Source organism: Enterobacter sp. JBIWA003 (assembly GCF_019968825.1).
Taxonomy (GTDB): Bacteria; Pseudomonadota; Gammaproteobacteria; order Enterobacterales; family Enterobacteriaceae; genus Enterobacter; species Enterobacter quasiroggenkampii.
Genome location: NZ_CP074170.1, coordinates 763,761 through 786,673 on the forward strand (window position 1 = coordinate 763,761; position 22,913 = coordinate 786,673).

The 22,913-nt window shown below is 56.4% G+C and carries 22 protein-coding genes and 1 other annotated feature; of the genes, 15 read left to right on the plus strand and 7 right to left on the minus strand.

The window, feature by feature from the left end:
* Positions 1–26 precede the first annotated feature (26 nt).
* Positions 27–1,028 carry a zinc-binding alcohol dehydrogenase family protein gene (locus KGP25_RS03710; RefSeq protein WP_223539995.1) on the minus strand — a complete coding sequence of 334 codons (1,002 nt, stop codon included), beginning with the start codon at positions 1,026–1,028 and terminating at the stop codon, positions 27–29.
* Positions 1,029–1,136: 108 nt separating this feature from the next.
* On the opposite strand from KGP25_RS03710, the gene KGP25_RS03715 reads away from it, so the two are divergent.
* A complete protein-coding gene (locus tag KGP25_RS03715) occupies positions 1,137–2,036 on the plus strand; it encodes a LysR family transcriptional regulator (protein ID WP_223539996.1) in 900 nt (299 codons plus the stop codon).
* 128 nt (positions 2,037–2,164) lie between these two features.
* Here KGP25_RS03715 and ettA read toward each other — a convergent pair whose 3' ends face one another.
* Positions 2,165–3,832, minus strand: coding sequence for an energy-dependent translational throttle protein EttA (ettA, locus tag KGP25_RS03720; protein ID WP_003856515.1), 1,668 nt, complete (start codon positions 3,830–3,832; stop codon positions 2,165–2,167).
* A 227-nt stretch (positions 3,833–4,059) separates the two neighbouring features.
* Here ettA and sltY point away from each other — a divergent pair, with 227 nt between their 5' ends.
* Positions 4,060–5,997 (plus strand): murein transglycosylase, encoded by a 1,938-nt coding sequence (gene sltY / locus KGP25_RS03725; protein ID WP_126534259.1) that lies wholly within the window; start codon positions 4,060–4,062, stop codon positions 5,995–5,997.
* 55 nt (positions 5,998–6,052) lie between these two features.
* The gene (gene trpR, locus KGP25_RS03730; RefSeq protein ID WP_047747961.1) at positions 6,053–6,379 is read left to right on the plus strand and encodes a trp operon repressor; all 327 of its coding nucleotides are present in this window, start codon (positions 6,053–6,055) and stop codon (positions 6,377–6,379) included.
* Here the strand turns inward: trpR and yjjX are convergent.
* The gene (yjjX, locus tag KGP25_RS03735) at positions 6,376–6,891 is read right to left on the minus strand and encodes an inosine/xanthosine triphosphatase (protein WP_223539997.1); all 516 of its coding nucleotides are present in this window, start codon (positions 6,889–6,891) and stop codon (positions 6,376–6,378) included. The two genes, trpR and yjjX, sit on opposite strands and share 4 nt — an antisense overlap.
* Positions 6,892–6,941: 50 nt before the next feature.
* Here yjjX and gpmB point away from each other — a divergent pair, with 50 nt between their 5' ends.
* Positions 6,942–7,589 carry a 2,3-diphosphoglycerate-dependent phosphoglycerate mutase GpmB gene (gpmB, locus tag KGP25_RS03740; protein WP_008502057.1) on the plus strand — a complete coding sequence of 216 codons (648 nt, stop codon included), beginning with the start codon at positions 6,942–6,944 and terminating at the stop codon, positions 7,587–7,589.
* Here gpmB and robA read toward each other — a convergent pair.
* The gene (robA, locus tag KGP25_RS03745) at positions 7,586–8,455 is read right to left on the minus strand and encodes an MDR efflux pump AcrAB transcriptional activator RobA (RefSeq protein ID WP_045907752.1); all 870 of its coding nucleotides are present in this window, start codon (positions 8,453–8,455) and stop codon (positions 7,586–7,588) included. The genes gpmB and robA overlap by 4 nt on opposite strands.
* 211 nt (positions 8,456–8,666) lie before the next feature.
* On the opposite strand from robA, the gene creA reads away from it, so the two are divergent.
* The 4 genes from creA to creD are packed head-to-tail and all read left to right on the plus strand — an operon-like array spanning position 8,667 to position 12,662.
* Positions 8,667–9,137, plus strand: coding sequence for a protein CreA (creA, locus tag KGP25_RS03750; RefSeq protein ID WP_063620725.1), 471 nt, complete (start codon positions 8,667–8,669; stop codon positions 9,135–9,137).
* 14 nt (positions 9,138–9,151) lie between these two features.
* Positions 9,152–9,841, plus strand: coding sequence for a two-component system response regulator CreB (creB, locus tag KGP25_RS03755; RefSeq protein ID WP_196365481.1), 690 nt, complete (start codon positions 9,152–9,154; stop codon positions 9,839–9,841).
* Positions 9,841–11,253 (plus strand): two-component system sensor histidine kinase CreC, encoded by a 1,413-nt coding sequence (gene creC / locus KGP25_RS03760; RefSeq protein ID WP_223539998.1) that lies wholly within the window; start codon positions 9,841–9,843, stop codon positions 11,251–11,253. Before creB ends, creC begins: the two co-directional genes overlap by 1 nt.
* Before the next feature lie 56 nt (positions 11,254–11,309).
* The gene (gene creD, locus KGP25_RS03765; protein ID WP_223539999.1) at positions 11,310–12,662 is read left to right on the plus strand and encodes a cell envelope integrity protein CreD; all 1,353 of its coding nucleotides are present in this window, start codon (positions 11,310–11,312) and stop codon (positions 12,660–12,662) included.
* A gap of 46 nt (positions 12,663–12,708) precedes the next feature.
* On the opposite strand, the gene arcA is transcribed toward creD, so the two are convergent.
* Entirely contained in the window at positions 12,709–13,425 is a 717-nt protein-coding gene (arcA, locus tag KGP25_RS03770; protein WP_003856501.1) for a two-component system response regulator ArcA, read from the minus strand.
* A 95-nt stretch (positions 13,426–13,520) separates the two neighbouring features.
* On the opposite strand from arcA, the gene yjjY reads away from it, so the two are divergent.
* The 7 genes from yjjY to KGP25_RS03805 all read left to right on the plus strand — a co-directional run bounded on the left by yjjY (position 13,521) and on the right by KGP25_RS03805 (position 20,404).
* A complete protein-coding gene (gene yjjY, locus KGP25_RS03775; RefSeq protein ID WP_085928893.1) occupies positions 13,521–13,661 on the plus strand; it encodes a protein YjjY in 141 nt (46 codons plus the stop codon).
* Between the two features lie 399 nt (positions 13,662–14,060).
* Positions 14,061–14,747, plus strand: coding sequence for a tRNA/rRNA methyltransferase (locus tag KGP25_RS03780; protein WP_223540000.1), 687 nt, complete (start codon positions 14,061–14,063; stop codon positions 14,745–14,747).
* Positions 14,748–14,958: 211 nt separating this feature from the next.
* Complete coding sequence (gene thrL, locus KGP25_RS03785; protein ID WP_015572623.1) at positions 14,959–15,027, plus strand: thr operon leader peptide; 69 nt, start codon at positions 14,959–14,961, stop codon at positions 15,025–15,027.
* Positions 14,966–15,083 (plus strand) — a sequence feature (Thr leader region). (Overlaps the previous gene by 62 nt.)
* Before the next feature lie 24 nt (positions 15,084–15,107).
* Positions 15,108–17,570: a bifunctional aspartate kinase/homoserine dehydrogenase I gene (gene thrA / locus KGP25_RS03790; RefSeq protein WP_045907755.1), complete on the plus strand. Its 2,463-nt coding sequence runs from the start codon at positions 15,108–15,110 to the stop codon at positions 17,568–17,570.
* A 1-nt stretch (position 17,571) separates the two neighbouring features.
* A complete protein-coding gene (gene thrB, locus KGP25_RS03795) occupies positions 17,572–18,501 on the plus strand; it encodes a homoserine kinase (protein ID WP_048225593.1) in 930 nt (309 codons plus the stop codon).
* A gap of 3 nt (positions 18,502–18,504) precedes the next feature.
* Positions 18,505–19,791 carry a threonine synthase gene (thrC, locus tag KGP25_RS03800; RefSeq protein ID WP_223540001.1) on the plus strand — a complete coding sequence of 429 codons (1,287 nt, stop codon included), beginning with the start codon at positions 18,505–18,507 and terminating at the stop codon, positions 19,789–19,791.
* A 310-nt stretch (positions 19,792–20,101) separates the two neighbouring features.
* Positions 20,102–20,404 carry a DUF2502 domain-containing protein gene (locus KGP25_RS03805; RefSeq protein WP_045907758.1) on the plus strand — a complete coding sequence of 101 codons (303 nt, stop codon included), beginning with the start codon at positions 20,102–20,104 and terminating at the stop codon, positions 20,402–20,404.
* A gap of 32 nt (positions 20,405–20,436) precedes the next feature.
* On the opposite strand, the gene yaaA is transcribed toward KGP25_RS03805, so the two are convergent.
* Together yaaA and KGP25_RS03815 are read right to left on the minus strand one after the other, a co-directional pair.
* The gene (gene yaaA / locus KGP25_RS03810; RefSeq protein ID WP_048225595.1) at positions 20,437–21,210 is read right to left on the minus strand and encodes a peroxide stress protein YaaA; all 774 of its coding nucleotides are present in this window, start codon (positions 21,208–21,210) and stop codon (positions 20,437–20,439) included.
* 66 nt (positions 21,211–21,276) lie between these two features.
* Positions 21,277–22,707 carry a sodium:alanine symporter family protein gene (locus KGP25_RS03815; protein WP_223540002.1) on the minus strand — a complete coding sequence of 477 codons (1,431 nt, stop codon included), beginning with the start codon at positions 22,705–22,707 and terminating at the stop codon, positions 21,277–21,279.
* Positions 22,708–22,913 lie beyond the last annotated feature (206 nt).

Genomic DNA, 22,913 nt, shown 5'->3' on the forward strand with positions numbered 1-22,913 from the left:
GGTTAGGGTGAGGGGGAACAAGCCACTCAGAACTCAATCACCACTTTCCCCCGCATATGCCCGTCCAGCACTTTACGGTGCGCCTCCGTAATGCTTTCCACGCTCAGCCCGTGCAGCGTTTCACTCAGTGAGCTTTCCACCACGCCGTTATCCACCAGCTTCGCCACCTCATTGAGGATCTCACCCTGACGCGCCATATCAGCGGTCTGGTACATGCTGCGGGTGTACATAAATTCCCAGTGCAGCGCGGCGGATTTCGACTTCAGCTTGTCCTGGTTCAGCGGGTGTTCATTCTCCACGATAGAACAGATATGCCCCTGCGGCGCAATCAGTTCGCTGACCGCCTCCCAGTGTCCGTCGGTATCGTTGAGGATAAAAATGTAATCCACAAAGTTCAGCCCGTGCTTCGCCAGTTCGCCTTTCAGATCGCGGTAGTTCACCACCACATCTGCACCGCGATCGCGGCACCACTGGGCGGAATCTTCACGGGACGCCGTTGCGATGACCTTTACCTTGCTGTTGTGCTTCGCAAACGGGATCGCCAGCGATCCCACGCCGCCCGCACCACCGATGATCAGCAGGGTTTTGTCCGTACCGGCATCCTGAATATTCAGCCGTTCAAACAGGCCTTCCCACGCGGTGAGCGCGGTCAACGGTAGCGCAGCGGCAGCCGCCCAGCCGAGGCTTGTCGGTTTGTGCCCGACAATGCGCGCGTCGATCAGCTGGTGTGTGGTGTTGCTGCCCGGGCGGGTGATGTCCCCTGCATACCACACCTCATCTCCCGGTTTGAATCCGGTGACGCCAGCGCCAGCGGCTTTGACGATCCCGCTGGCATCCCAGCCCAGCACGCGCGGCTCTTTCAGCCCGTTTTTGGCAATGCCCGCGTGGACTTTGGTATCAACCGGGTTAACGGAGACGGCCTTCACCTCCACCAGCAGATCGTGCTCGCCGGGCTGTGGCATCGGTGGGGTGATTTCAATGAAGGTGGACGGATTTTCCGGGTTCACGGCAATGGCTTTAAGTGACATGGTGTGCTCCTCAATGGCATGCGTTTTGTTGAGGCTAGTCTATTAAGTGGCCAGCTGCATGATAAGATGGACAATCAAGAACTCAGCGTTCGTACAGGATGAACAATCATGTTTAAACAGCTGCAGGATATGGCGCTTTTCGCGCTGGTGGCGGAGATGGGCAGCTTTACCGCGGCAGCCCAGAAAGCCGAACTGCCGAAATCCAGCGTCAGCCAGCGAATTAGCCAGCTGGAGCAGCAGGTGGGTATCCGCCTGCTGAACCGCACCACGCGCAGGCTGAACCTGACGTTTGCGGGCGAGCATTATCTGGTGCATTGCCGCGAAATGCTGGCGGCCAGCGAGCGGGCAGAGTATGCCATTCAGCGCCTGCGCGAAAACCCGAGCGGGCGGCTGCGCATCACCTGTCCGGCTGGGATTGGCGCGACGCTGCTGGCGCATATGAATGCCGAGTTCCAGCTTCGCTATCCTGAGGTTTCGCTGGACGTGTCGATCTCTGATGATGTGGTGGATCTGGTCGAGTCCGGCTTTGATGTGGCGCTGCGTACCGGCAAGCCGCAGGACTCCTCCCTGATTGGCCGAATGATCGGACACTGTCCGCGCTACATGCTGGCCTCGCCGGACTATCTGGCGCGGCGGGCGCCGCTAACGCATCCCCGTCAACTGGTGGAGCACCGCAGCATTACGCACAGAGCCTGGTCGGAGTGGCTTCTGCGAAGCGAGAATGAGGATTACCGCTACCTGCCGGATAACGCACACATGACCGATAATCTGGTGTACGCCCGCGAGTGCGCGATGGCCGGGGCGGGGATCACGCTGCTTCCTGCATTTTTGCTGAAAGATAAGGTTGAAAAGGGCGCGCTGGTGCAGGTGCTGCCGGAGTGGAACGTTGAAGGCAACGACCTCTGGCTGGCCTACCCGAGCCGCAAGCTGAATTCGCCCGCGCTGATGAGCTATATCGAGTTTGCGATGCAGTTTGACGAGGTGAAGCGGTATTACGTGGGCAAATAAAAAAGCCGGGTGGCGGCTTCGCCTTACCCGGCCTACACACTGTGCGGCCTGATGCCCTCACCCTGGCCCTCTCCCACAGGGAGAGGGAACAACCATAAAAAACGGCAACCGAAGTTGCCGTTTTGCTTTTATTTCGCAATACGCTTGTACTTAATACGCTTCGGCTCCAGCGCGTCGGCGCCCAGCGTGCGTTTCTTGTACTCTTCGTATTCGGTGAAGTTACCTTCGAAGAACTCCACCTTACCTTCGTCCTGGTAGTCCAGGATGTGGGTCGCGATACGGTCCAGGAACCAGCGGTCGTGCGAGATAACCATCGCGCAGCCCGGGAACTCCAGCAGGGCGTTTTCCAGCGCGCGCAGGGTTTCGATATCCAGGTCGTTTGTTGGTTCATCGAGCAGCAGAACGTTACCGCCCACCTGCAGCAGCTTCGCCAGGTGCAGACGACCGCGCTCACCGCCGGACAGCTCGCCTACACGTTTGCCCTGATCGGTGCCTTTAAAGTTAAAGCGACCAACGTAGGCGCGGCTTGGCATCTCGGTGTTGCCGATACGCATGATATCCAGACCGCCGGAGACTTCTTCCCACACGGTTTTGCTGTTATCCATCGCGTCGCGGAACTGGTCAACGGAGGCCAGCTTCACGGTCTCACCCAGGGTGATAGAACCGCTGTCTGGCTGTTCCTGACCGGACATCATGCGGAACAGGGTTGATTTACCCGCGCCGTTCGGACCGATGATGCCGACGATAGCGCCTTTCGGTACGGAGAAGGTCAGGTCGTCGATCAGCACACGGTCGCCGTAAGACTTACGCAGGTTGGTCACTTCAACCACTTTATCCCCCAGACGTGCTCCAGGTGGAATAAACAGTTCGTTGGTTTCGTTACGTTTCTGGTATTCGGTGTTGTTCAGCTCTTCGAAGCGTGCCAGACGGGCTTTACCCTTAGACTGACGGCCTTTCGCGCCCTGACGCACCCACTCCAGCTCTTTCTCGATAGACTTACGACGGGCCGCTTCCTGAGATGCTTCCTGAGCCAGACGCTGATCTTTCTGCTCCAGCCAGGAGGAGTAGTTGCCTTCCCACGGAATACCTTCACCGCGGTCCAGCTCCAGGATCCAGCCGGCGACGTTGTCGAGGAAGTAACGGTCGTGGGTAATCGCCACAACGGTGCCTTCGAAGTCGTGCAGGAAGCGCTCCAGCCACGCCACGGATTCCGCATCCAGGTGGTTAGTTGGTTCGTCGAGCAGCAGCATGTCTGGTTTTTCCAGCAGCAGGCGGCACAGCGCCACACGGCGGCGTTCACCCCCGGAGAGGTTCGCGATTTTTGCATCCCAGTCCGGCAGACGCAGGGCATCAGCTGCGCGCTCCAGCTGCACGTTCAGGTTGTGACCGTCGTGCGCCTGGATGATCTCTTCATACTTGCCCTGCTGTGCGGCCAGCTTGTCGAAGTCCGCATCCGGCTCGGCGTATTTGGCATACACTTCATCCAGACCTTTCAGGGCGTTAACCACTTCGGATACCGCTTCTTCAACGGATTCGCGAACGGTGTGTTCCGGGTTCAGCTGAGGTTCCTGCGGCAGGTAGCCAATCTTGATGCCAGGCTGCGGACGGGCTTCACCTTCGATGTCTGTATCAATGCCGGCCATGATGCGCAGCAGGGTGGACTTACCGGCACCGTTGAGACCCAGAACACCGATTTTTGCGCCCGGGAAGAAGCTCAGCGAGATATTTTTAAGAATATGACGTTTCGGCGGGACAACTTTGCCGACACGATGCATGGTATAAACGAATTGAGCCACGTTGGACTTCGCCTCTTTTATCGTAATGAGAAGGAATTTCAGCCTCGAAGTGTAGCCTTTTTCCCGCACTAATCCCAGCCAGGAACGTCGGGAGTGTTAAAACGCGCAAGAAAGGTAAAAAAGTGTCCATGACGTGGCGCGTTGAAGGATGCCTGGTTAGCATAAGTTAATTAGACTTTGACGTGGCAAGACGCTGCAATTGACGAAAAAACAATGAGGAAGAGCTTGTGGAAAAAGCCAAACAGGTGGTCTGGCGTCTGCTGGCTGCCAGCGTATGCGTAATGGCGGTAAGCCAGGCGGTGCATGCCGATTCACTGGATGAACAACGTAGTCGCTACGCTCAGATTAAACAGGCGTGGGACAACAAGCAGATGGATACCGTTCAGGCGCTGATGCCGACGCTAAAGGATTATCCGCTGTATCCGTATCTCGAGTATCGCCAGATCACGGACGATCTCATGAACCAGCCCACCGTCACCGTGAATAACTTCATTCAGGCGAACCCGACCCTGCCACCTGCCCGAAATCTCCAGTCTCGTTTTGTGAATGAGCTGGCGCGTCGCGAAGACTGGCGCGGACTGCTGGCGTTTAGCCCAGAAAAGCCGAATACCACCGAAGCGCAGTGTAACTACTACTACGCAAAATGGGCGACCGGCCAGCAGGAAGAGGCCTGGGCCGGGGCGAAAGAGCTCTGGCTGACCGGGAAAAACCAGCCGAACGCCTGTGATTCCCTGTTTGGCGCGTGGCGTGCTTCCGGCAAGCAGGACCCGCTGTCCTACCTTGAGCGCATCCGCCTGGCGATGAAGGCAGGCAACACGCGGCTGGTGACCACGCTGGCGGGGCAGATGCCGTCCGATTACCAGACGATCTCCACGGCGGTTATCTCGCTGGCAAACGATCCCAACAGCGTGCTGACCTTTGCCCGCAGTACGGGCGCGACCGATTTTACCCGCCAGATGGCGGCGGTGGCTTTTGCCAGCGTGGCGCGTGACGATGTGGAAAACGCGCGACTGATGATTCCGCAGCTGGTGCAGGCGCAGCAGCTTAATGAGGAGCAAACCCAGGAGCTGCGCGATATTGTGGCGTGGCGACTGATGGGCACCGATGTGACCGACGAGCAGGCGCGCTGGCGAGACGATGCCATTATGCGTTCGAACTCCACGTCGCTGGTGGAGCGCCGCGTGCGCATGGCGCTGGGTACGGGCGATCGCCGCGGGCTCAATACCTGGCTCGCGCGGTTGCCAATGGAGGCCAAAGAGAAAGACGAATGGCGCTACTGGCAGGCCGATCTGCTGATGGAGCGCGGTCGTGATGATGAAGCCAAAGAGATTCTCCATACGCTGATGCAGCAGCGCGGGTTCTACCCGATGGCGGCCGCGCAGCGCCTGGGCGAGGAGTACACCTTCCGCATTGATAAGGCGCCCGCTAACGCGAACCCTGCGCTGACGCAGGGGCCAGAAATGGCGCGCGTTCGCGAGCTGATGTACTGGAATATGGATAACACCGCGCGCAGCGAATGGGCGAATCTGGTGACCAGCCGCACCACCGACGAAAAAGCCCAGCTTGCCCGCTATGCCTTTGATAACCACTGGTGGGATCTGAGCGTGCAGGCGACGATCGCCGGTAAGCTGTGGGATCATCTGGAGGAGCGTTTCCCGCTGGCTTACAAGGATCTGTTCGATCGCTACACCAGCGGCAAAGATATCCCGCAAAGTTACGCGATGGCGATTGCTCGTCAGGAAAGTGCCTGGAACCCGAAAGTCCGTTCCCCGGTGGGCGCCAGCGGCCTGATGCAGATTATGCCGGGAACGGCGACGCACACGGTGAAGATGTTTAACATCCCTGGATACAGCAGCCCGTCACAGCTTCTCGATCCGGATACCAACATCAATATCGGTACCAGCTATCTCCAGTATGTGTATCAGCAGTTCGGCAACAACCGCATCTTCTCGTCGGCGGCCTATAACGCGGGACCGGGTCGCGTGCGCACCTGGCTCGGCAACAGCGCCGGACGCATCGACGCCGTGGCGTTTGTCGAGAGCATCCCGTTCTCGGAAACGCGCGGCTACGTGAAGAACGTGCTGGCCTATGATGCCTACTATCGCTACTTCATGGGGCAGAAAGATACCCTGATGAGCGATGCCGAGTGGCAGAGACGTTACTGATCGGCGTGGGTTGTGTTATGCTGTACTCGCTAAAGAGTACAAGAGGCAGCATAACATGACCCAGCATTCCCCGTATTCCTCGGCAATGGCCGAACAACGTCATCAGGAGTGGCTTCGTTTTGTGGAGTTGCTTCGCCAGTCTTACGAGCAGGATTTGCATTTACCCCTGATGCAGCTGATGCTCACGCCGGACGAGCGTGAGGCGCTGGGCACGCGCGTGCGGATTATTGAAGAGTTACTGCGCGGCGAGATGAGCCAGCGCGAGCTGAAAAATGAGCTCGGCGCGGGCATCGCAACGATTACCCGCGGATCGAACAGCCTGAAGTCGGCGCCCGTTGAGCTGCGTCAGTGGCTGGAAGCGGTGTTGTTGAAAAATACCTAACGATAAATCGCGTTATGGAACGGGCTTAACGCCAGGATCACCGCCTGGTGGTAAACGCCTGAACGCGTCAGCGCGCCTGCGGTAAAGACGCCAATCGCCCCTTCTTTACGGCCAATCTCATCAATGCCGGTGTACTGCGACATCACCGGCCCGAGCGCTTCACCCGCACGCACTTTTTCCAGAATGATCTCCGGCAGGGGCAGGGTGGCCGAACGCGCTTCGCCGCGCTGTTCACGGCTTTCGATCACCACCCAGCTAAAGGTTGCGCCTTCGTCGATACCGGCTTCAATCGCCACCCAAAAGTCCGCATCCAGTGCCGCAGCCCTGGCATTTGCCACGCGATTTCGTGCGCCAGCGCGCGTTTCCTCGCTGCCAAACGGCTGTTCAGGAACGCCACTCTCGACGCCGATGGCCTCAATATGGCAGGATCCTGCGCCGAAGATCTCGTCAAATGCCCTTAGAATTGCCTGAATTTTGGCAGGATTAGTGGTAGCAGAGACAACATGGTGCATAATTAAGCTCGATTCAAAAAAAACTCATCGCAGTATAACGGAAAAAAAGCATGTTACAGGTATACCTTGTTCGCCACGGTGAAACGCAGTGGAACGCCGAGCGACGTATTCAAGGCCAGTCAGACAGTCCTCTCACTGAGAAGGGTGTGCAGCAAGCGTGGCAGGTGGCAGAGCGTGCCAGAACGCTGGGCATTACCCACGTCATTACCAGCGATTTAGGTCGCACACAGCAGACGGCGCGCATCATCGCAGACGCCTGCGGCTGTGACGTCATGCTTGAGCCGCGCCTGCGCGAGCTGGATATGGGCGTGCTGGAAAAACGCCATATCGATACGCTGACGGAAACGGAAGAGGGCTGGCGCCGCACGCTGGTGAACGGTACCGAAGATGGCCGTATTCCTGAGGGCGAATCCATGCAGGAGCTCAGCGTACGTATGCATGCCGCCCTGGCGGAATGCCTGAAGCTTCCGGCGGGAAGCCGTCCGCTGCTGGTGAGTCATGGGATTGCGTTGGGTTGCCTGGTGAGCACCATTCTGGGGTTACCGGCTTACGCTGAGCGCCGTCTGCGTCTGCGTAACTGCTCCATTTCCCGAATTGATTATCAGGAAAGTGCGTGGCTGGCGTCAGGTTGGGTCGTGGAGATGGCAGGGGACATTTCGCATCTCGATGCCCCTGCGCTTGACGAACTGCAGCGTTAACGACGTATTGGAATCAAGAATTCCATACGCAGATTGATAGGGCCTTCTTCCGGTTTCGCATCCTGAGCCGGGTAATAGAGCTCAATGTCCTGACCTTTACGGCGATTCAGATTCAGCATCGGCATGCAGGTTCCGTAAACGGTCAGGATAAACTCCTGCACCCCCGTTCCCAGCCCTTCATAGGCGAACATCACGTATTCGCCACCTTCCAGCACGACAGGCTTCGAACCCTGAATGTAGCCATTGGCCATCTCTGGCGTCAGCGCGGTGGTGTAGAACACCTCCTGTTCGTCGTCTTTTTCCTGGCTTGGGTGCGTTTCGTTGAGACCATACAGGATCGGCGGGATCGCCGGCGCGTGGCTCAGGAAGTCGCGCCAGAACTGAACGCGCATCTGATGACGAAACTCGGAAATCTGCTCCAGTGAACAGGAGTAGCTCTGCGTTGTGCCGATCAGATGGGTTTCCGGCAGGGTAATAATTTCATACTTCGGCATCGCGAACTCGCCCAGACGCAGCGGCGGACGCATGCCAAACGAGCTCCAGTCAGGCGAGCGACGATACAGCGCTGGCGTCAACGAGAACTGTTTTTTAAAGGCGCGGGTGAAGGTCTGCTGCGAATCGAAACGATATTGCAGGGCAATATCCAGAATCGGGCGCGCGGTCAGGCGCAGAGCCACAGCAGATTTCGATAAACGACGTGCGCGAATATAGGCCCCGATAGCATGACCGGTGACATCCTTGAACATCCTTTGCAGATGCCACTTGGAATAGCCTGCTTTAGCCGCCACATTATCCAGTGACAAAGGCTGGTCGAGATGACCTTCCAGCCAGGTGAGCAGGTCGCGAATAATTCCAGCCTGATCCATATACTATCCTCATCCTTAAAACAGCAGGTGCCTGATAACAGGTTAGCGGATAATAGCATTTTTTGATGTTTTAGCATTCAGTGTTTTTTTTGCGCATTCATGCTTTTTGCAGGGCATTAGGGGCAAATATATTCTAATCCTGTGATCTTGCTACATTTTTGTCTAAAGTGTTGAATAATCGCTCAGTGTAATTTTAAAGAATGGTAACAATATGAAATACAAGACTTTGCTCTTCACCGCGCTGATGTTGATGGTCGGACGCGCTGCACAGGCGGAACAGATTGGTTCCGTCGATACCGTGTTCAAAATGTTTGGCCCGGACCACAAAATTGTCGTTGAGGCGTTTGACGATCCAGACGTGAAAAACGTCACCTGCTATGTCAGCCGTGCGAAAACGGGCGGTATCAAAGGCGGTCTGGGGCTGGCGGAGGACACCTCCGATGCGGCGATCTCCTGTCAGCAGGTGGGACCGGTTGAATTGAGCGATAAAATTAAAAACGGCAAAGCGCAGGGCGACGTGGTATTCCAGAAACGGACCTCGCTGGTGTTCAAAAAGCTGCAGGTCGTACGTTTCTATGATGCCAAACGCAACACGCTGGCCTACCTTGCCTATTCTGACAAAGTGGTGGAAGGCTCACCGAAGAACGCGATCAGCGCGGTGCCGATTATGCCGTGGCATTAATTCAGGGATGAATCATGCAACAACCTGTGGTCTGGCTGGTTGAAGACGAAACCAGTATCGCCGATACGCTGATCTACATGCTTCAGCAGGAAGGATTCGCGGTAAAGGCGTTTGAACGCGGTTTACCCGTGCTGGAGGAGGCTCAGCGGCAGGTTCCGGCGCTCGCCATTCTGGATGTCGGACTGCCGGACATCAGCGGGTTTGAGCTTTGCCGTCGGCTGCTGGCGCAGCATCCCTCGCTGCCTGTACTGTTTCTGACGGCGCGCAGTGATGAGGTCGACAAGCTGCTTGGCCTGGAAATGGGCGCTGATGACTACGTTGCGAAACCTTTCTCCCCTCGTGAAGTCTGCGCGCGGGTGCGGACTGTTTTACGGCGCATGCAAAAATCCGCCGCACCCTCAGAAACGTTGCGTATCGGGCAGTTTGAACTGAACGAGCCTGCCGCGCGAATCAGCTGGTGCGGGGAAGCATTGCCCCTGACCCGCTACGAATTCTTGCTGCTCAAAACCTTGTTACAGGCGCCCGGTCGGGTCTTTTCGCGTCAGCAGCTCATGGACAAGGTGTGGGGTGAAGACGGCGACAGTTTCGATCGTACCGTGGACACCCACATCAAAACCCTGCGCGCCAAGCTGCGGGCGGTGAACGAGGAGCTGTCCCCCATCAGCACCCATCGCGGTATGGGCTACAGTCTGGGCCTTTACTGATGCGCATTGGGATGCGGTTGCTGCTGGGGTATTTCCTGATCGTCGCCATCGCCGCGTGGTTCGTGCTGTCGATCTTTGTTCAGGAGGTGAAGCCCGGCGTGCGCAGGGCAACCGAGGGCACGTTAATCGATACCGCGACCCTGTTGGCCGAAATCGGACGTGATGATTTGCTTTCGGGTCACGCGCACCAGGGCAAGCTTGCACAGGCCTTTTCTCAGCTTCATCAGCGCCCATTTCGCGCCAATATTGGCGGTATTCATAAAGTGCGTAACGAGTATCACGTCTACATGACCGATGCGCAGGGCAGGGTCGTGTTTGATTCCGCTGGTCTGGCCGTGGGAAAAGATTACTCGCGCTGGAATGATGTCTGGCTGACGCTTCGCGGCGAATACGGCGCGCGCAGTACCCAGAGCCATCCCGACGATCCGGAAAGCACGGTGATGTATGTTGCCGCGCCGGTTGTGGATCAGGGCAAGATAATCGGCGTGCTGTCGGTGGGGAAACCGAACAGCGCGATGGCTCCGGTGATTCACCGCAGCGAGCGACGGATATTGTGGGCAGGCGGTGCGCTGCTCGGCATTGCCCTGCTGATTGGCTTGGCGGTGGCGTGGTGGATCAATCGATCTATCGGTACGTTATCGCGCTATGCCGACTCGGTAACCACCAATACGCCTCTCCCATTGCCTAATCCAGGCAGTAGCGAGCTGCAAAAGCTGGCACAGGCGCTGGAAAATATGCGTATTCGCCTTGAAGGGAAAAACTACATTGAACGCTATGTCCATGCGTTGACCCACGAGCTGAAAAGCCCGATTGCCGCCATACGCGGCGCGGCAGAAATTCTCTCCGAGCAGCCGCCGCCGCAGGTCGCCGCGCGGTTTATCGATAATATACTGGTGCAAAATGCGCGCATGCAGTCGCTGGTTGAAAAGCTGCTCACTCAGGCGCAGCTTGAAAATCGTGTCGAGATTACGCCTGAGGCTGTCAGTGTTGACTCGCTCTTCTCTCGGCTTGCAGACGCGCGAGCGACGCTGTTGGCAGCGAAAAAAATTGTGCTGACCCTTCAGCCGACATCGCTTTATGTGGCGGGCGATCCCGACCTTCTCGAACAGGCGCTCGGCAATTTGCTGGATAACGCTATTGATTTCACCCCGCAGGGTGGCGCCATTGCGCTGGCTGCCCGGGAAGATCGCAGGCAGGTAGAGCTGATCGTCACCGACAGCGGAAGCGGGATCCCGGATTACGCGCTGGAGCGTATTTTTGAGCGCTTTTATTCGAACGGGTTAAAGAGCAGCGGGCTCGGGCTGGCGTTTGTTCAGGAGGTGGCGCGTCTGCATCAGGGAGAAATTACATTGCGTAATCGTGATGAAGGTGGCGTGATGGCCACGCTGAGACTTCACCGTCCCTTCACATAACTTCAAACTGGCCCCACATAGCCTGGTTACGCTCTCCTCATCACAAAGGAGACGTAATGATGAAATCCCCCCTGTTCTGGAAAGTTAGCACCCTGCTGGGGTGTATCCTGCTGCTGTTAGTCCCGCTTTTTATGGTCAGTAACTTGATATCAGAGCGGGAGAGCTACCGCAACGATGTTGAAAATACGCTGCGTCAGAGTACCAGCGGGCCGCAAAAACTGGTCGGGCCGCTGATTGCTATCCCGGTAACGGAGATTTTTTACAAGGTAGAGGATGAGAAGAAAGTCGAGTACAAGAAAAGCTATATGCATTTTATTCTGCCGGAGTCTCTGGTTGTTGAAGGTAACCAGCACGTTGAGTCCCGAAATATCGGGATCTATGACGGACAGATCTGGAACACCGATCTCAGGATAAAAGTGCGGTTCAGCACCGAGAAAATGGCGCAGCTTAAAGGGGAAACGATGACCCTTGGGCAACCGTTTATCGTTGTCGGCGTGGGGGATGCGCGGGGCATTGGCACGGTGAAAGTCTCCAGCATCAATGGCGAGGCGTTGAGCGTCGAGCCGGGGTCGGGTGTGTATGGTGCGCTTTCCGGTATTCATATTCCGCTGACTGACAAAACGCTGGAGTCAAAAACGTTTGCCCTGGAGATGTCCCTGAATCTGGCCGGAACGGGGAGTTTTGCCGTGGTTCCTGTGGGACGCAACAGTGAAATGACGCTCAACAGCAACTGGCCTCATCCGGGCTTTATGGGTAACTATCTGCCGGTGAAACATAAAATTGGTGATTCTGGTTTTCAGGCGAACTGGCAGAGCAGCTGGTTTGCGAACAATCTTGAGAGCTGGTTTAACGGCAGTGAATCGCCAGAGTGGGAATCAATCCCTGCTTTTAGCGTTACGGTAGCCACGCCTGCCGATCAGTATCAACTGACTGACCGTGCGATCAAGTACGCCATTTTGCTGATTGCGCTGACGTTTATGGCCTTCTTTGTCTTCGAAACCTTAACCGGATTACGCCTTCACCCGATGCAGTATCTGCTGGTGGGGCTGTCGCTGGTCCTGTTCTATCTGGTGCTGCTGGCGCTGTCTGAACACGTCGGGTTTACCCCCGCCTGGGTTGTTGCAAGTCAGGTTGGTGCAGCGATGAACGTAATGTACCTGCAGGCCGTGATGAAAAGCTGGAAGCGCAGCGGGCTGTTTGTGCTGGCGCTAATCGGGCTGGATGTCGTGATGTGGTTCCTGCTGCGCTCGGAGGACAGCGCGCTGCTGTTGGGGTCAGCGGTTCTCGCGCTGGCGCTGTTTGCCGTGATGTACCTGACCCGGCATTTCGACTGGTACTCGCTCTCTCAGCCAAAGCGGCCTGAACCTCCGGCAGAGCCTGATAACGACACGATGCGGATCTTGAAATAAAAAAAACGGCGCAAATGCGCCGTTTTTTAATGCGTTAACTGCGGGATTACTCCTGCAGGTCACCGCAGAAACGGTACCCTTCGCCGTGGATCGTGGCGATGATTTCCGGCGTATCTGGCGTAGATTCGAAGTGCTTACGAATACGACGGATGGTGACGTCTACGGTACGGTCGTGCGGCTTCAGCTCACGGCCGGTCATTTTCTTCAGCAGCTCTGCACGGGACTGGATCTTGCCCGGGTTTTCGCAGAAGTGCAGCATCGCGCGGAATTCACTGCGCGGCAGTTTATACTGCTCGCCGTTCGGGCTAATCAGCGAACGGCTATTGATATCAAGTTCCCAGCCGTTGAATTTGTAGCTATCAACGCTACGACGCTCTTCGCTGACCGTGCCCAGGTTCATGGTACGGGACAGCAGGTTGCGTGCACGAATGGTTAACTCGCGAGGGTTGAACGGCTTGGTGATGTAATCATCCGCACCGATTTCCAGGCCAAGAATTTTATCAACTTCGTTATCACGGCCCGTCAGGAACATTAACGCGACGTTCGCCTGCTCGCGCAGTTCGCGCGCCAGAAGAAGACCGTTTTTGCCCGGCAGGTTAATGTCCATGATCACCAGGTTGATATCATTTTCAGAAAGGATCTGATGCATCTCTGCGCCATCGGTCGCTTCAAAGACATCGTAGCCTTCTGCTTCGAAAATGCTCTTTAACGTGTTGCGTGTTACCAACTCGTCTTCAACGATAAGAATGTGCGGGGTCTGCATGTTTGCTACCTAAATTGCCAACTAAATCGAAACAGGAAGTACAAAAGTCCCTGACCTGCCTGATGCATGTCGCAAATTAACATGATCGGCTTAACGTGACTAAAGTACGTAATTGCGTTCTTGATGCACTTTCCATCAACGTCAACAACATCATTAGCTTGGTCTTGGGTACTTTCCCTTTGGACCCGACAGTGTCAAAAACGGCTGTCATCCTAACCATTTTAACAGCAACATAACAGGCTAAGTGACACCAGACACCCAATAAAACTACGCTTCGTTGACATATATCAAGTTCAATTGTAGCACGTTAACAGTTTGATGAAATCATCGTAGCCGAATGCTAGCCTTTGTCACAATTTTTCAATAAACCAACTAGTTGCGGACATTGATTTATAAACGAAGCGAATCCAATCAGAATAGGGTATTCATGTCGCTATTATCATTATAAAACATAAGGATAATAGTGTTCTGTTAACATTCTAACTGATTGTTCAGACACAGAATAGTTTAGCGTTTTTAATTTGTTATGAAACGCTATTTCGGTGATTTGTGTTGCAATTTTGTAAATTCGCGCTGCGTAATATGTTGAAGTGCATCACATTTTTACCGGCTAACTGATTAAAAAGAGAGCATAAATGCATCTGTCGATTGTACTGGTTGCCCCAGCCAGAGCAGAAAATATAGGCGCAGCGGCGCGTGCCATGAAGACCATGGGTTTTACCGATTTGCGTATTGTGGACAGCATGGCCCATCTGGAACCCGCCGCCCGTTGGGTGGCGCACGGATCGGGAGATATTCTCGATAATATAACCACTTACGCTACGCTTGCCGATGCGCTGCACGATATTTCGTTTACCGTCGCAACCACGGCGCGCAGCCGGGCGAAGTTCCACTACTATGCCACGCCAGCGGAGCTGGTGCCGATGCTCGGCGAGAAAAGCCAGTGGCTGGAGAAAGCGGCGCTGGTGTTTGGGCGTGAAGATTCTGGATTAACCAATGAAGAGCTGGAACTGGCGGACGTGCTGACGGGGGCACCGATGGTCGCGGATTATCCGTCCCTCAATTTAGGCCAGGCGGTCATGGTGTATTGCTATCAATTAGCATCCTTAATACAAATTCCCCCGTCGCAAAATACAGGAACCGATGAAAATCAGCTTGCCGCACTTCGCGCGCGCGTAGAAAACCTGCTCGTGCATCTGGGGGTGGCGGACGATCAAAAAATGGCTGACTGGTTGCAGCAGCGTTTGGGGCGTCTTGAACAGCGGGACACCGCCATGCTGCACCGTTTGCTACACGATATTGAAAAAAAATTGGCCGAGTAAAACACTGCCATAAGTTTTTACTATGGCGAATAAGTCTGTCTGGATGGGTTGCACATGGGGGAATCGGATGAAAATAAATCTGCACACAGCGGGACGTGAGAGTCTCCCGAATTGTGATCAAATTAAAAATTCGTTGACTTAAGGTGCCCGATCCTTTAACCCTAAAAGAATACAGCACAGACAGATAATAATGACAGAGTACACAACATCCATGAAACGCATCAGCATCACCACCATTACCACAACCATCATCATTACCACAGGTAACGATGCGGGCTGACGCGTACAGGAAAAACAGAAAAAAGCCCGCACCTAGACAGTGCGGGCTTTTTTTTCGGCTAAAGGAAACGAGGTAGAACCATGCGAGTGTTGAAGTTCGGCGGTACATCAGTGGCAAATGCGGAACGTTTTCTGCGTGTTGCCGATATCCTGGAAAGCAACGCCAGGCAGGGGCAGGTTGCGACCGTGCTCTCTGCCCCGGCAAAAATCACGAACCATCTGGTGGCGATGATTGAAAAGACCATCGGTGGTCAGGATGCACTTCCGAACATCAGCGACGCAGAGCGTATCTTCGCTGACTTACTGCAAGGGCTGGCAGAGGCGCTGCCTGGCTTCCCGCATGCGCAGCTGAAGTCCTTCGTTGAGCAGGAATTCGCGCAAATTAAACATGTCCTGCACGGCATCAGCCTCCTTGGCCAGTGCCCGGACAGCATCAACGCGGCGCTGATTTGTCGCGGTGAAAAACTCTCTATCGCCATCATGGCGGGCGTGCTGGAAGCGCGCGGCCATAGCGTGACCGTGATCGATCCCGTTGAAAAACTGCTGGCGGTGGGCCACTACCTCGAATCCACCGTTGATATTGCCGAATCAACCCGCCGTATCGCCGCCAGCAAAATTCCTTCTGACCACATGATCCTGATGGCTGGCTTTACCGCCGGTAACGAGAAGGGCGAGCTGGTGGTGCTGGGCCGTAACGGCTCCGACTACTCCGCCGCCGTGCTGGCTGCCTGTTTACGCGCGGACTGTTGCGAGATTTGGACTGACGTCGACGGCGTCTATACCTGCGACCCGCGCCAGGTACCGGACGCCAGGCTGCTGAAGTCGATGTCGTACCAGGAAGCGATGGAGCTTTCCTACTTCGGCGCCAAAGTGCTTCACCCGCGTACCATCTCCCCGATTGCCCAGTTCCAGATCCCTTGCCTGATTAAAAATACCGGTAACCCGCAGGCGCCGGGTACGCTGATTGGCGCGAGCACCGATGAGGACGGTCTGCCGGTGAAAGGCATTTCCAACCTCAACAATATGGCGATGTTCAGCGTCTCCGGTCCGGGGATGAAAGGAATGGTCGGCATGGCGGCGCGCGTGTTTGCGGCCATGTCCCGCAACGGTATTTCGGTGGTGCTGATCACCCAGTCCTCTTCCGAATACAGCATCAGCTTCTGCGTGCCGCAGGCTGACTGCCTGCGCGCCCGCCGCGCGCTGGAGGAAGAGTTCTATCTGGAGCTGAAAGAAGAGCTGCTGGAGCCGCTCGCGATTCAGGAGCGTCTGGCGATCATCTCCGTAGTGGGCGACGGTATGCGCACCCTGCGCGGTATCTCCGCCAAATTCTTTGCCGCGCTGGCGCGCGCCAATATCAATATCGTGGCGATTGCCCAGGGCTCGTCAGAGCGTTCAATTTCTGTTGTCGTCGATAACGACGATGCCACCACCGGCGTTCGCGTGGTTCACCAGATGCTGTTCAACACCGATCAGGTCATCGAGCTGTTCCTGATTGGCGTGGGTGGCGTGGGCGGCGCGCTCCTGGAGCAGGTGAAGCGCCAGCAGGCGTGGCTGAAGAAGAAACACATCGACCTGCGCGTCTGCGGGATCGCGAATTCCAAAGCGCTGCTGACGAACGTCCACGGCCTGAACCTGGAAAACTGGCAGGCCGAGATGAAGGAGGCAAAAGAGCCGTTCAACCTGGGTCGCCTGATCCGTCTGGTAAAAGAGTATCACCTGCTTAACCCGGTCATCGTCGACTGCACCTCGAACCAGGCGGTGGCCGACCAGTACGCGGACTTCCTGCGTGAAGGTTTCCACGTGGTGACGCCGAATAAAAAGGCCAACACCTCGTCGATGGATTACTATCACCAGCTGCGTCTGGCGGCGAGCAAGTCGCGCCGCAAGTTCCTGTACGACACCAACGTGGGGGCGGGCCTGCCGGTTATCGAGAACCTGCAGAACCTGCTTAACGCGGGCGACGAACTGCAGCGTTTCTCCGGCATTCTCTCCGGCTCGCTGTCGTTTATCTTCGGCAAGCTGGATGAGGGGATGAGCCTCTCGGAAGCCACCCGCGCCGCGCGCGAGCTGGGCTATACCGAGCCGGATCCGCGTGACGACCTTTCCGGTATGGATGTGGCGCGCAAGCTGCTGATCCTCGCCCGCGAAACGGGCCGTGAGCTTGAGCTTTCTGATATCGTGATTGAACCGGTCCTGCCGGCAGAATTTGACAGCAGCGGCGATGTTGGCGCCTTTATGGCCAGTTTGCCGCAGCTTGACGACGCGTTTGCCGCTCGCGTTGCAAAAGCCCGTGATGAAGGTAAGGTATTGCGCTATGTTGGCAACATTGAAGAAGATGGCGTGTGCCGGGTGAAGATTGCCGAAGTGGATGGCAACGACCCGCTGTACAAAGTCAAAAACGGCGAAAACGCCCTCGCGTTTTACAGCCACTATTATCAGCCACTGCCGCTGGTGCTTCGCGGCTATGGCGCAGGGAACGATGTTACGGCGGCGGGTGTGTTTGCCGATCTGCTGCGTACCCTGTCATGGAAGTTAGGAGTTTAACATGGTCAAAGTTTATGCCCCGGCTTCCAGCGCGAATATGAGCGTCGGATTCGACGTGCTGGGTGCGGCGGTGACGCCGGTGGATGGTTCGCTGCTGGGTGATACGGTGACGGTGGAAGCGGCAGACAGCTTCAGCCTGAACAACGTGGGCCGCTTCGCCAGCAAGTTACCGTCCGACCCGCGCGAGAACATCGTCTATCAGTGCTGGGAACGTTTCTGTCAGGAGATCGGCAAAAACGTGCCGGTCGCCATGACGCTGGAAAAAAGTATGCCGATCGGCTCGGGTCTGGGGTCCAGCGCCTGTTCGGTGGTCGCCGCGCTGGTAGCAATGAACGAGCATTGCGGCAAGCCGCTGAACAACAACCGCCTGCTGGGCTTAATGGGCGAGCTGGAAGGGCGTATCTCCGGCAGCATTCACTATGACAACGTGGCGCCGTGCTTCCTCGGCGGCATGCAATTGATGATCGAAGAAAATGGCATCATCAGCCAGCAGGTGCCAGGGTTTGATGAGTGGCTGTGGGTGCTGGCCTATCCGGGTATCAAGGTTTCAACCGCGGAAGCGCGTGCGATCCTGCCCGCGCAGTATCGTCGTCAGGACTGTATTGCCCACGGGCGTCATCTGGCGGGCTTTATCCACGCCTGCTACACCCGCCAGCCGCAGCTGGCGGCCAAACTGATGAAGGACGTCATTGCCGAGCCGTACCGCACGAAGCTGCTGCCCGGCTTTAACGAGGCGCGACAGGCATCAATGGATATCGGCGCGCAGGCGTGCGGCATCTCCGGCTCCGGCCCGACGCTGTTCGCCCTGTGCGACAAGGCAGACACTGCGCAGCGCGTGGCGGACTGGCTCTCTAAACACTACCTGCAAAATCAGGAAGGCTTTGTTCATATTTGCCGTCTGGACACGGCTGGCGCACGAGTACTGGGATAATTAATGAAACTCTACAACCTTAAAGATCATAACGAGCAGGTCAGCTTCGCGCAGGCGGTGACTCAGGGACTGGGCAAAAATCAGGGGCTGTTTTTCCCTCATGACCTGCCGGAATTCCAGCTGACCGAGATTGATGACCTGCTTAAGCAGGATTTTGTCACCCGCAGCACCAAAATTCTTTCCGCGTTTATCGGCGATGAAATTCCGCAGGAGCTGCTGGAAGAGCGCGTACGCGCGGCATTCGCGTTCCCGGCGCCGGTTCAGCAGGTTGAGCCTGACGTCGGCTGTCTGGAGCTGTTCCACGGCCCGACCCTGGCGTTCAAAGACTTCGGCGGCCGCTTTATGGCGCAGATGCTGACCCACATCAGCGGCGACAAGCCGGTGACCATCCTGACCGCAACCTCCGGCGATACCGGCGCGGCGGTAGCCCACGCGTTCTACGGCCTGAAAAACGTCCGCGTGGTGATCCTCTATCCGAAAGGTAAAATCAGCCCGCTGCAGGAGAAACTGTTCTGCACCCTCGGCGGCAACATTGAAACCGTGGCAATTGACGGTGATTTCGATGCCTGCCAGGCGCTGGTCAAGCAGGCCTTTGACGACGAAGAGCTGAAGGTGGCGCTGGGTCTGAACTCTGCCAACTCCATCAACATCAGCCGTCTGCTGGCGCAGATCTGCTACTACTTCGAAGCGGTGGCGCAACTGCCGCAGGAAGCGCGCAACCAGCTGGTGATCTCCGTGCCGAGCGGTAACTTCGGTGACCTGACGGCGGGCCTGCTGGCAAAATCCCTGGGGCTGCCGGTGAAACGCTTTATCGCCGCCACCAACGCCAACGACACCGTGCCACGCTTCCTGAAAGACGGGAAGTGGGCGCCGAACGCCACGCAGGCGACCCTCTCCAATGCGATGGATGTGTCACAGCCAAACAACTGGCCGCGCGTGGAAGAGCTGTTCCGCCGTAAGATCTGGCGTCTGGGCGACCTGGGCTATGCCGCGGTGACGGATGAGACCACCAAATCCACCATGCGCGAGCTGAAGGCGGTGGGGTATACCTCTGAACCGCACGCGGCGATTGCCTACCGCGCGCTGCGCGATCAGCTTAATCCGGGTGAATACGGCCTGTTCCTGGGAACCGCACATCCGGCGAAGTTCAAAGAGAGCGTGGAGGCGATTCTGGGCGAAACGCTGCCGCTGCCGAAAGAGCTGGCCGAGCGTGCCGACCTGCCGCTGTTGTCTCATGAGCTGCCGGCAGACTTTGCCGCGCTGCGTAAGCTGATGATGACTCGCTCATGATTTTTTGTCGGGTGGCGGCTACGCCTTACCCGACCTACAACCAATGATGACGCGTGCGTGATTGTGTTGCCCGGTGGCGGCTATGCCTTACCGGGCCTACAACGACGAACAAATCGTAGGCCGGGTAAGCGAAGCGCCACCCGGCTTTTTTTATGGAGAAATTAAGGAGAAAAATAGCAGGGAAAAAGTAGAAATTCCCAATAAATGCGGTCACTTAGCGTTTAGGATTGCAGAGAATAACATCCCCCGTTCCCCTCGCGTACTCTCCTTACATCGGCCCACGTTGGGCAAAGATAATAAGGAGTCACCGATGTCTACACTGAAACCTGTGCTGATTGCGCTTTCACTGATGCTGGTCGCTCCCATGGCGGTACAGGCATCCGAAATCACCCTCGTACCCGCGGTCAAACTGCAGATTGGCGACCGGGATAATAACGGGCATTACTGGGACGGCGGCCGCTGGCGCGACCACGACTGGTGGAAAGCGCATTATGACTGGCGCGATAACCACTGGCGCCCACATGATGAGCATCGTAAACACGACGATCGTCACGATGACCATCACCACGATGACCGCCGCGACGATCGCGGCCCGGACTGGAAACACCACTAATGCAAAACCCCGCCAGCTGGCGGGGTTTGTTTTTACTGCTCGTGGCGCTTAAACACCAGTTCGCCTTTCCCTGACGACGCCTCGTCAAAGAAATAGCCTTCGCTGTTGAAGGCGGTTAGCTGCTCCGGCTTCGTCAGGCGGTTCTGGATAATATAGCGGCTCATCAGGCCACGCGCTTTCTTGGCGTAGAAGCTGATCACTTTGAACTTGCCGTTCTTCTCGTCAAGGAATACCGGCTTGATGATGTCGGCATCCAGTTTTTTCGGCTTCACCGACTTGTAATATTCATCGGACGCCAGGTTAATCACTACGTTATCGCCCTGTGCGTGCAGCGCCGCATTCAGCTTATCGGTGATGATATCGCCCCAGAAATGGTACAGGTCTTTGCCTTTGGCATTCTCCAGACGAATCCCCATCTCCAGACGGTACGGCTGCATCAGATCCAGCGGGCGCAGTACGCCGTACAGACCCGACAGCATGCGCAGATGCTGCTGGGCAAAATCGAAATCGGCTTCGCTAAAATCTTCCGCCTGCAGGCCGGTATACACGTCGCCTTTAAATGCCAGAATCGCCTGACGAGCGTTGGCAGGGGTGAAATCCGGATGCCATTCATGAAAGCGGGTCGCGTTAAGGTCTGCCAGCTTGTCGCTGATGCTCATCAGCGAGGCGATTTGCGGCGCAGAGAGCTTACGCGCTTCGCGGATCAGCTGTTGCGAATAGTCCAGCAGTTCAGGCTGGGTATAGCGTTCGGTGGCGAGCGGGCTCTGGTAGTCGAGCGTTTTTGCAGGTGAAATCAGAATCAGCATATCCAGTCCTTGCAGGAAATTTAGAGCGACTTTAGCAAAAAATCGCCCCGAATTGATCGATAGCTGTTATTGCCGCGGCAAATCATCCCACGTCCCGGGGGCAAGCTGCGCCTTGATATCGGGATAGCGGGCGGGATCAAAGACCGGCGGAACGCCGAGTTTGCGCTGACGCAGATAGTCTCTGGCAATCAGGGTCACCACGGGCGAGAGCAGCAGGATTGCCGTGAGGTTCGTGATCGCCATCAGCGCCATAATGATATCGGCCAGCTGCCAGACCAGCGGCATACTGAGCAGGGAGCCTGCAATCACCATCAGGATGACCCCCAGGCGCAGGGTTCCGATTGCGGCGCGGGAGTCGAGCTTCAGGAAAATAAGGTTATTTTCGGCGTAAAGGTAATTCACCACTATCGAGCTGAAGGCAAACAAGATCAGGATGAGCGAGACAAATCCGGCTCCCCAGCCGCCGGTCAGGTTGACCAGCGCCTGCTGGAGAAGCTGTATCCCGACGGTGCCCGACGCGTGCGGTACGGGGCCTGCCAGCAGCAAAATCATGGCGCTGGCGGAACAGATAATAATGGTATCGGTAAAGACGCCAATCATCTGCACAATGCCTTGTGCGGCCGGGTGCGGCGGCCAGGAAGAGGCGGCGGCGGCCGCGTTGGGGGTTGACCCCATACCGGCTTCATTGGAGAACATGCCCCGTTGAAAACCCGCCATCAGCGCCTGGCTGAAGGTGTAGCCCAGCGCCCCGGAGGCCACTTCGCGCCAGCCAAAGGCGCTTTTGACGATGGTGGCAATCACGCCCGGCACCTGGTCGAGATGCAGTGCGGCAACGAACAGGCTCGCGGCAACCCAGAGCAGCGCCATAATGGGCACCAGCCACTGCATCAGGCGAGCGATGCCCTTGAGACCGACCGAGATGGTAAGCAGAACGATGAGGGCTAAAGCGAGACCCGCGATCCACTCGGGGCAGGAGAAGGCATAGCGCAGGGCGTTGGCAACCGAGTTCGCCTGGACGGTATTAAAAATAAGACCGTACGCGAGCAGTAAAAAAACCGAGAACAGGACGCCCATCCAGCGCATCCCTAAGCCACGCGCCATGTACCAGGCAGGACCACCGCGAAACTGGCCGTGTTTATCTTTCTCTTTGTAGAGTTGTGCAAGCGAACTTTCGGCAAAGGAGGTAGCCATCCCGAGTAGCGCCGTTACCCACATCCAGAAGACCGCGCCCGGCCCACCGGCGCTGATGGCCAGCGCAACGCCCGCCAGATTGCCGCTGCCGAGGCGAGCCGCGAGGCTGGTACAGAGCGCCTGGAATGACGTTAATCCGCCCGGCTGAGGCGTGACGCTGTTTTTCAGACTTCTGCCAAACTTGCGAATATAGCGAAACTGGATAAACCCACTGCGTAGCGTAAACCAAATACCTGCTCCCAGAAGCAGGTATATCATTATCGAACCCCAGAGGACTTCGTTAATAAAGAAAAAGAAATCAGGCATTAACGTCCCTCTTGTTGATGCCAATGTGAATATGTAAGCGCTACCACTGATTGGGCATGCTGTTGCTTAGCAGCCTGTTAATATTTCCAGTTTATCATACTCTGCCTAAGCGCACTGTCTGCGGTTGCGCTACCCCTCCGTCGTGTTATCATCAGGGCAGACCGGTTACATCCCCCTAACAAGTAAACCTGTCATTTTTCCGCTGC

Bases quoted from the DNA above. Each gene is read 5' to 3' on its own strand.
- KGP25_RS03710 (WP_223539995.1), bottom strand. From the start codon at position 1,028: ATGTCACTTAAAGCCATTGCCGTGAACCCGGAAAATCCGTCCACCTTC.
- KGP25_RS03715 (WP_223539996.1), top strand. From the start codon at position 1,137: ATGTTTAAACAGCTGCAGGATATGGCGCTTTTCGCGCTGGTGGCGGAG.
- trpR (WP_047747961.1), top strand. From the start codon at position 6,053: ATGACCCAGCATTCCCCGTATTCCTCGGCAATGGCCGAACAACGTCAT.
- yjjX (WP_223539997.1), bottom strand. From the start codon at position 6,891: ATGCACCATGTTGTCTCTGCTACCACTAATCCTGCCAAAATTCAGGCA.
- gpmB (WP_008502057.1), top strand. From the start codon at position 6,942: ATGTTACAGGTATACCTTGTTCGCCACGGTGAAACGCAGTGGAACGCC.
- robA (WP_045907752.1), bottom strand. From the start codon at position 8,455: ATGGATCAGGCTGGAATTATTCGCGACCTGCTCACCTGGCTGGAAGGT.
- creA (WP_063620725.1), top strand. From the start codon at position 8,667: ATGAAATACAAGACTTTGCTCTTCACCGCGCTGATGTTGATGGTCGGA.
- creB (WP_196365481.1), top strand. From the start codon at position 9,152: ATGCAACAACCTGTGGTCTGGCTGGTTGAAGACGAAACCAGTATCGCC.
- creC (WP_223539998.1), top strand. From the start codon at position 9,841: ATGCGCATTGGGATGCGGTTGCTGCTGGGGTATTTCCTGATCGTCGCC.
- creD (WP_223539999.1), top strand. From the start codon at position 11,310: ATGATGAAATCCCCCCTGTTCTGGAAAGTTAGCACCCTGCTGGGGTGT.
- arcA (WP_003856501.1), bottom strand. From the start codon at position 13,425: ATGCAGACCCCGCACATTCTTATCGTTGAAGACGAGTTGGTAACACGC.
- KGP25_RS03780 (WP_223540000.1), top strand. From the start codon at position 14,061: ATGCATCTGTCGATTGTACTGGTTGCCCCAGCCAGAGCAGAAAATATA.
- thrA (WP_045907755.1), top strand. From the start codon at position 15,108: ATGCGAGTGTTGAAGTTCGGCGGTACATCAGTGGCAAATGCGGAACGT.
- thrB (WP_048225593.1), top strand. From the start codon at position 17,572: ATGGTCAAAGTTTATGCCCCGGCTTCCAGCGCGAATATGAGCGTCGGA.
- thrC (WP_223540001.1), top strand. From the start codon at position 18,505: ATGAAACTCTACAACCTTAAAGATCATAACGAGCAGGTCAGCTTCGCG.
- KGP25_RS03805 (WP_045907758.1), top strand. From the start codon at position 20,102: ATGTCTACACTGAAACCTGTGCTGATTGCGCTTTCACTGATGCTGGTC.
- yaaA (WP_048225595.1), bottom strand. From the start codon at position 21,210: ATGCTGATTCTGATTTCACCTGCAAAAACGCTCGACTACCAGAGCCCG.
- KGP25_RS03815 (WP_223540002.1), bottom strand. From the start codon at position 22,707: ATGCCTGATTTCTTTTTCTTTATTAACGAAGTCCTCTGGGGTTCGATA.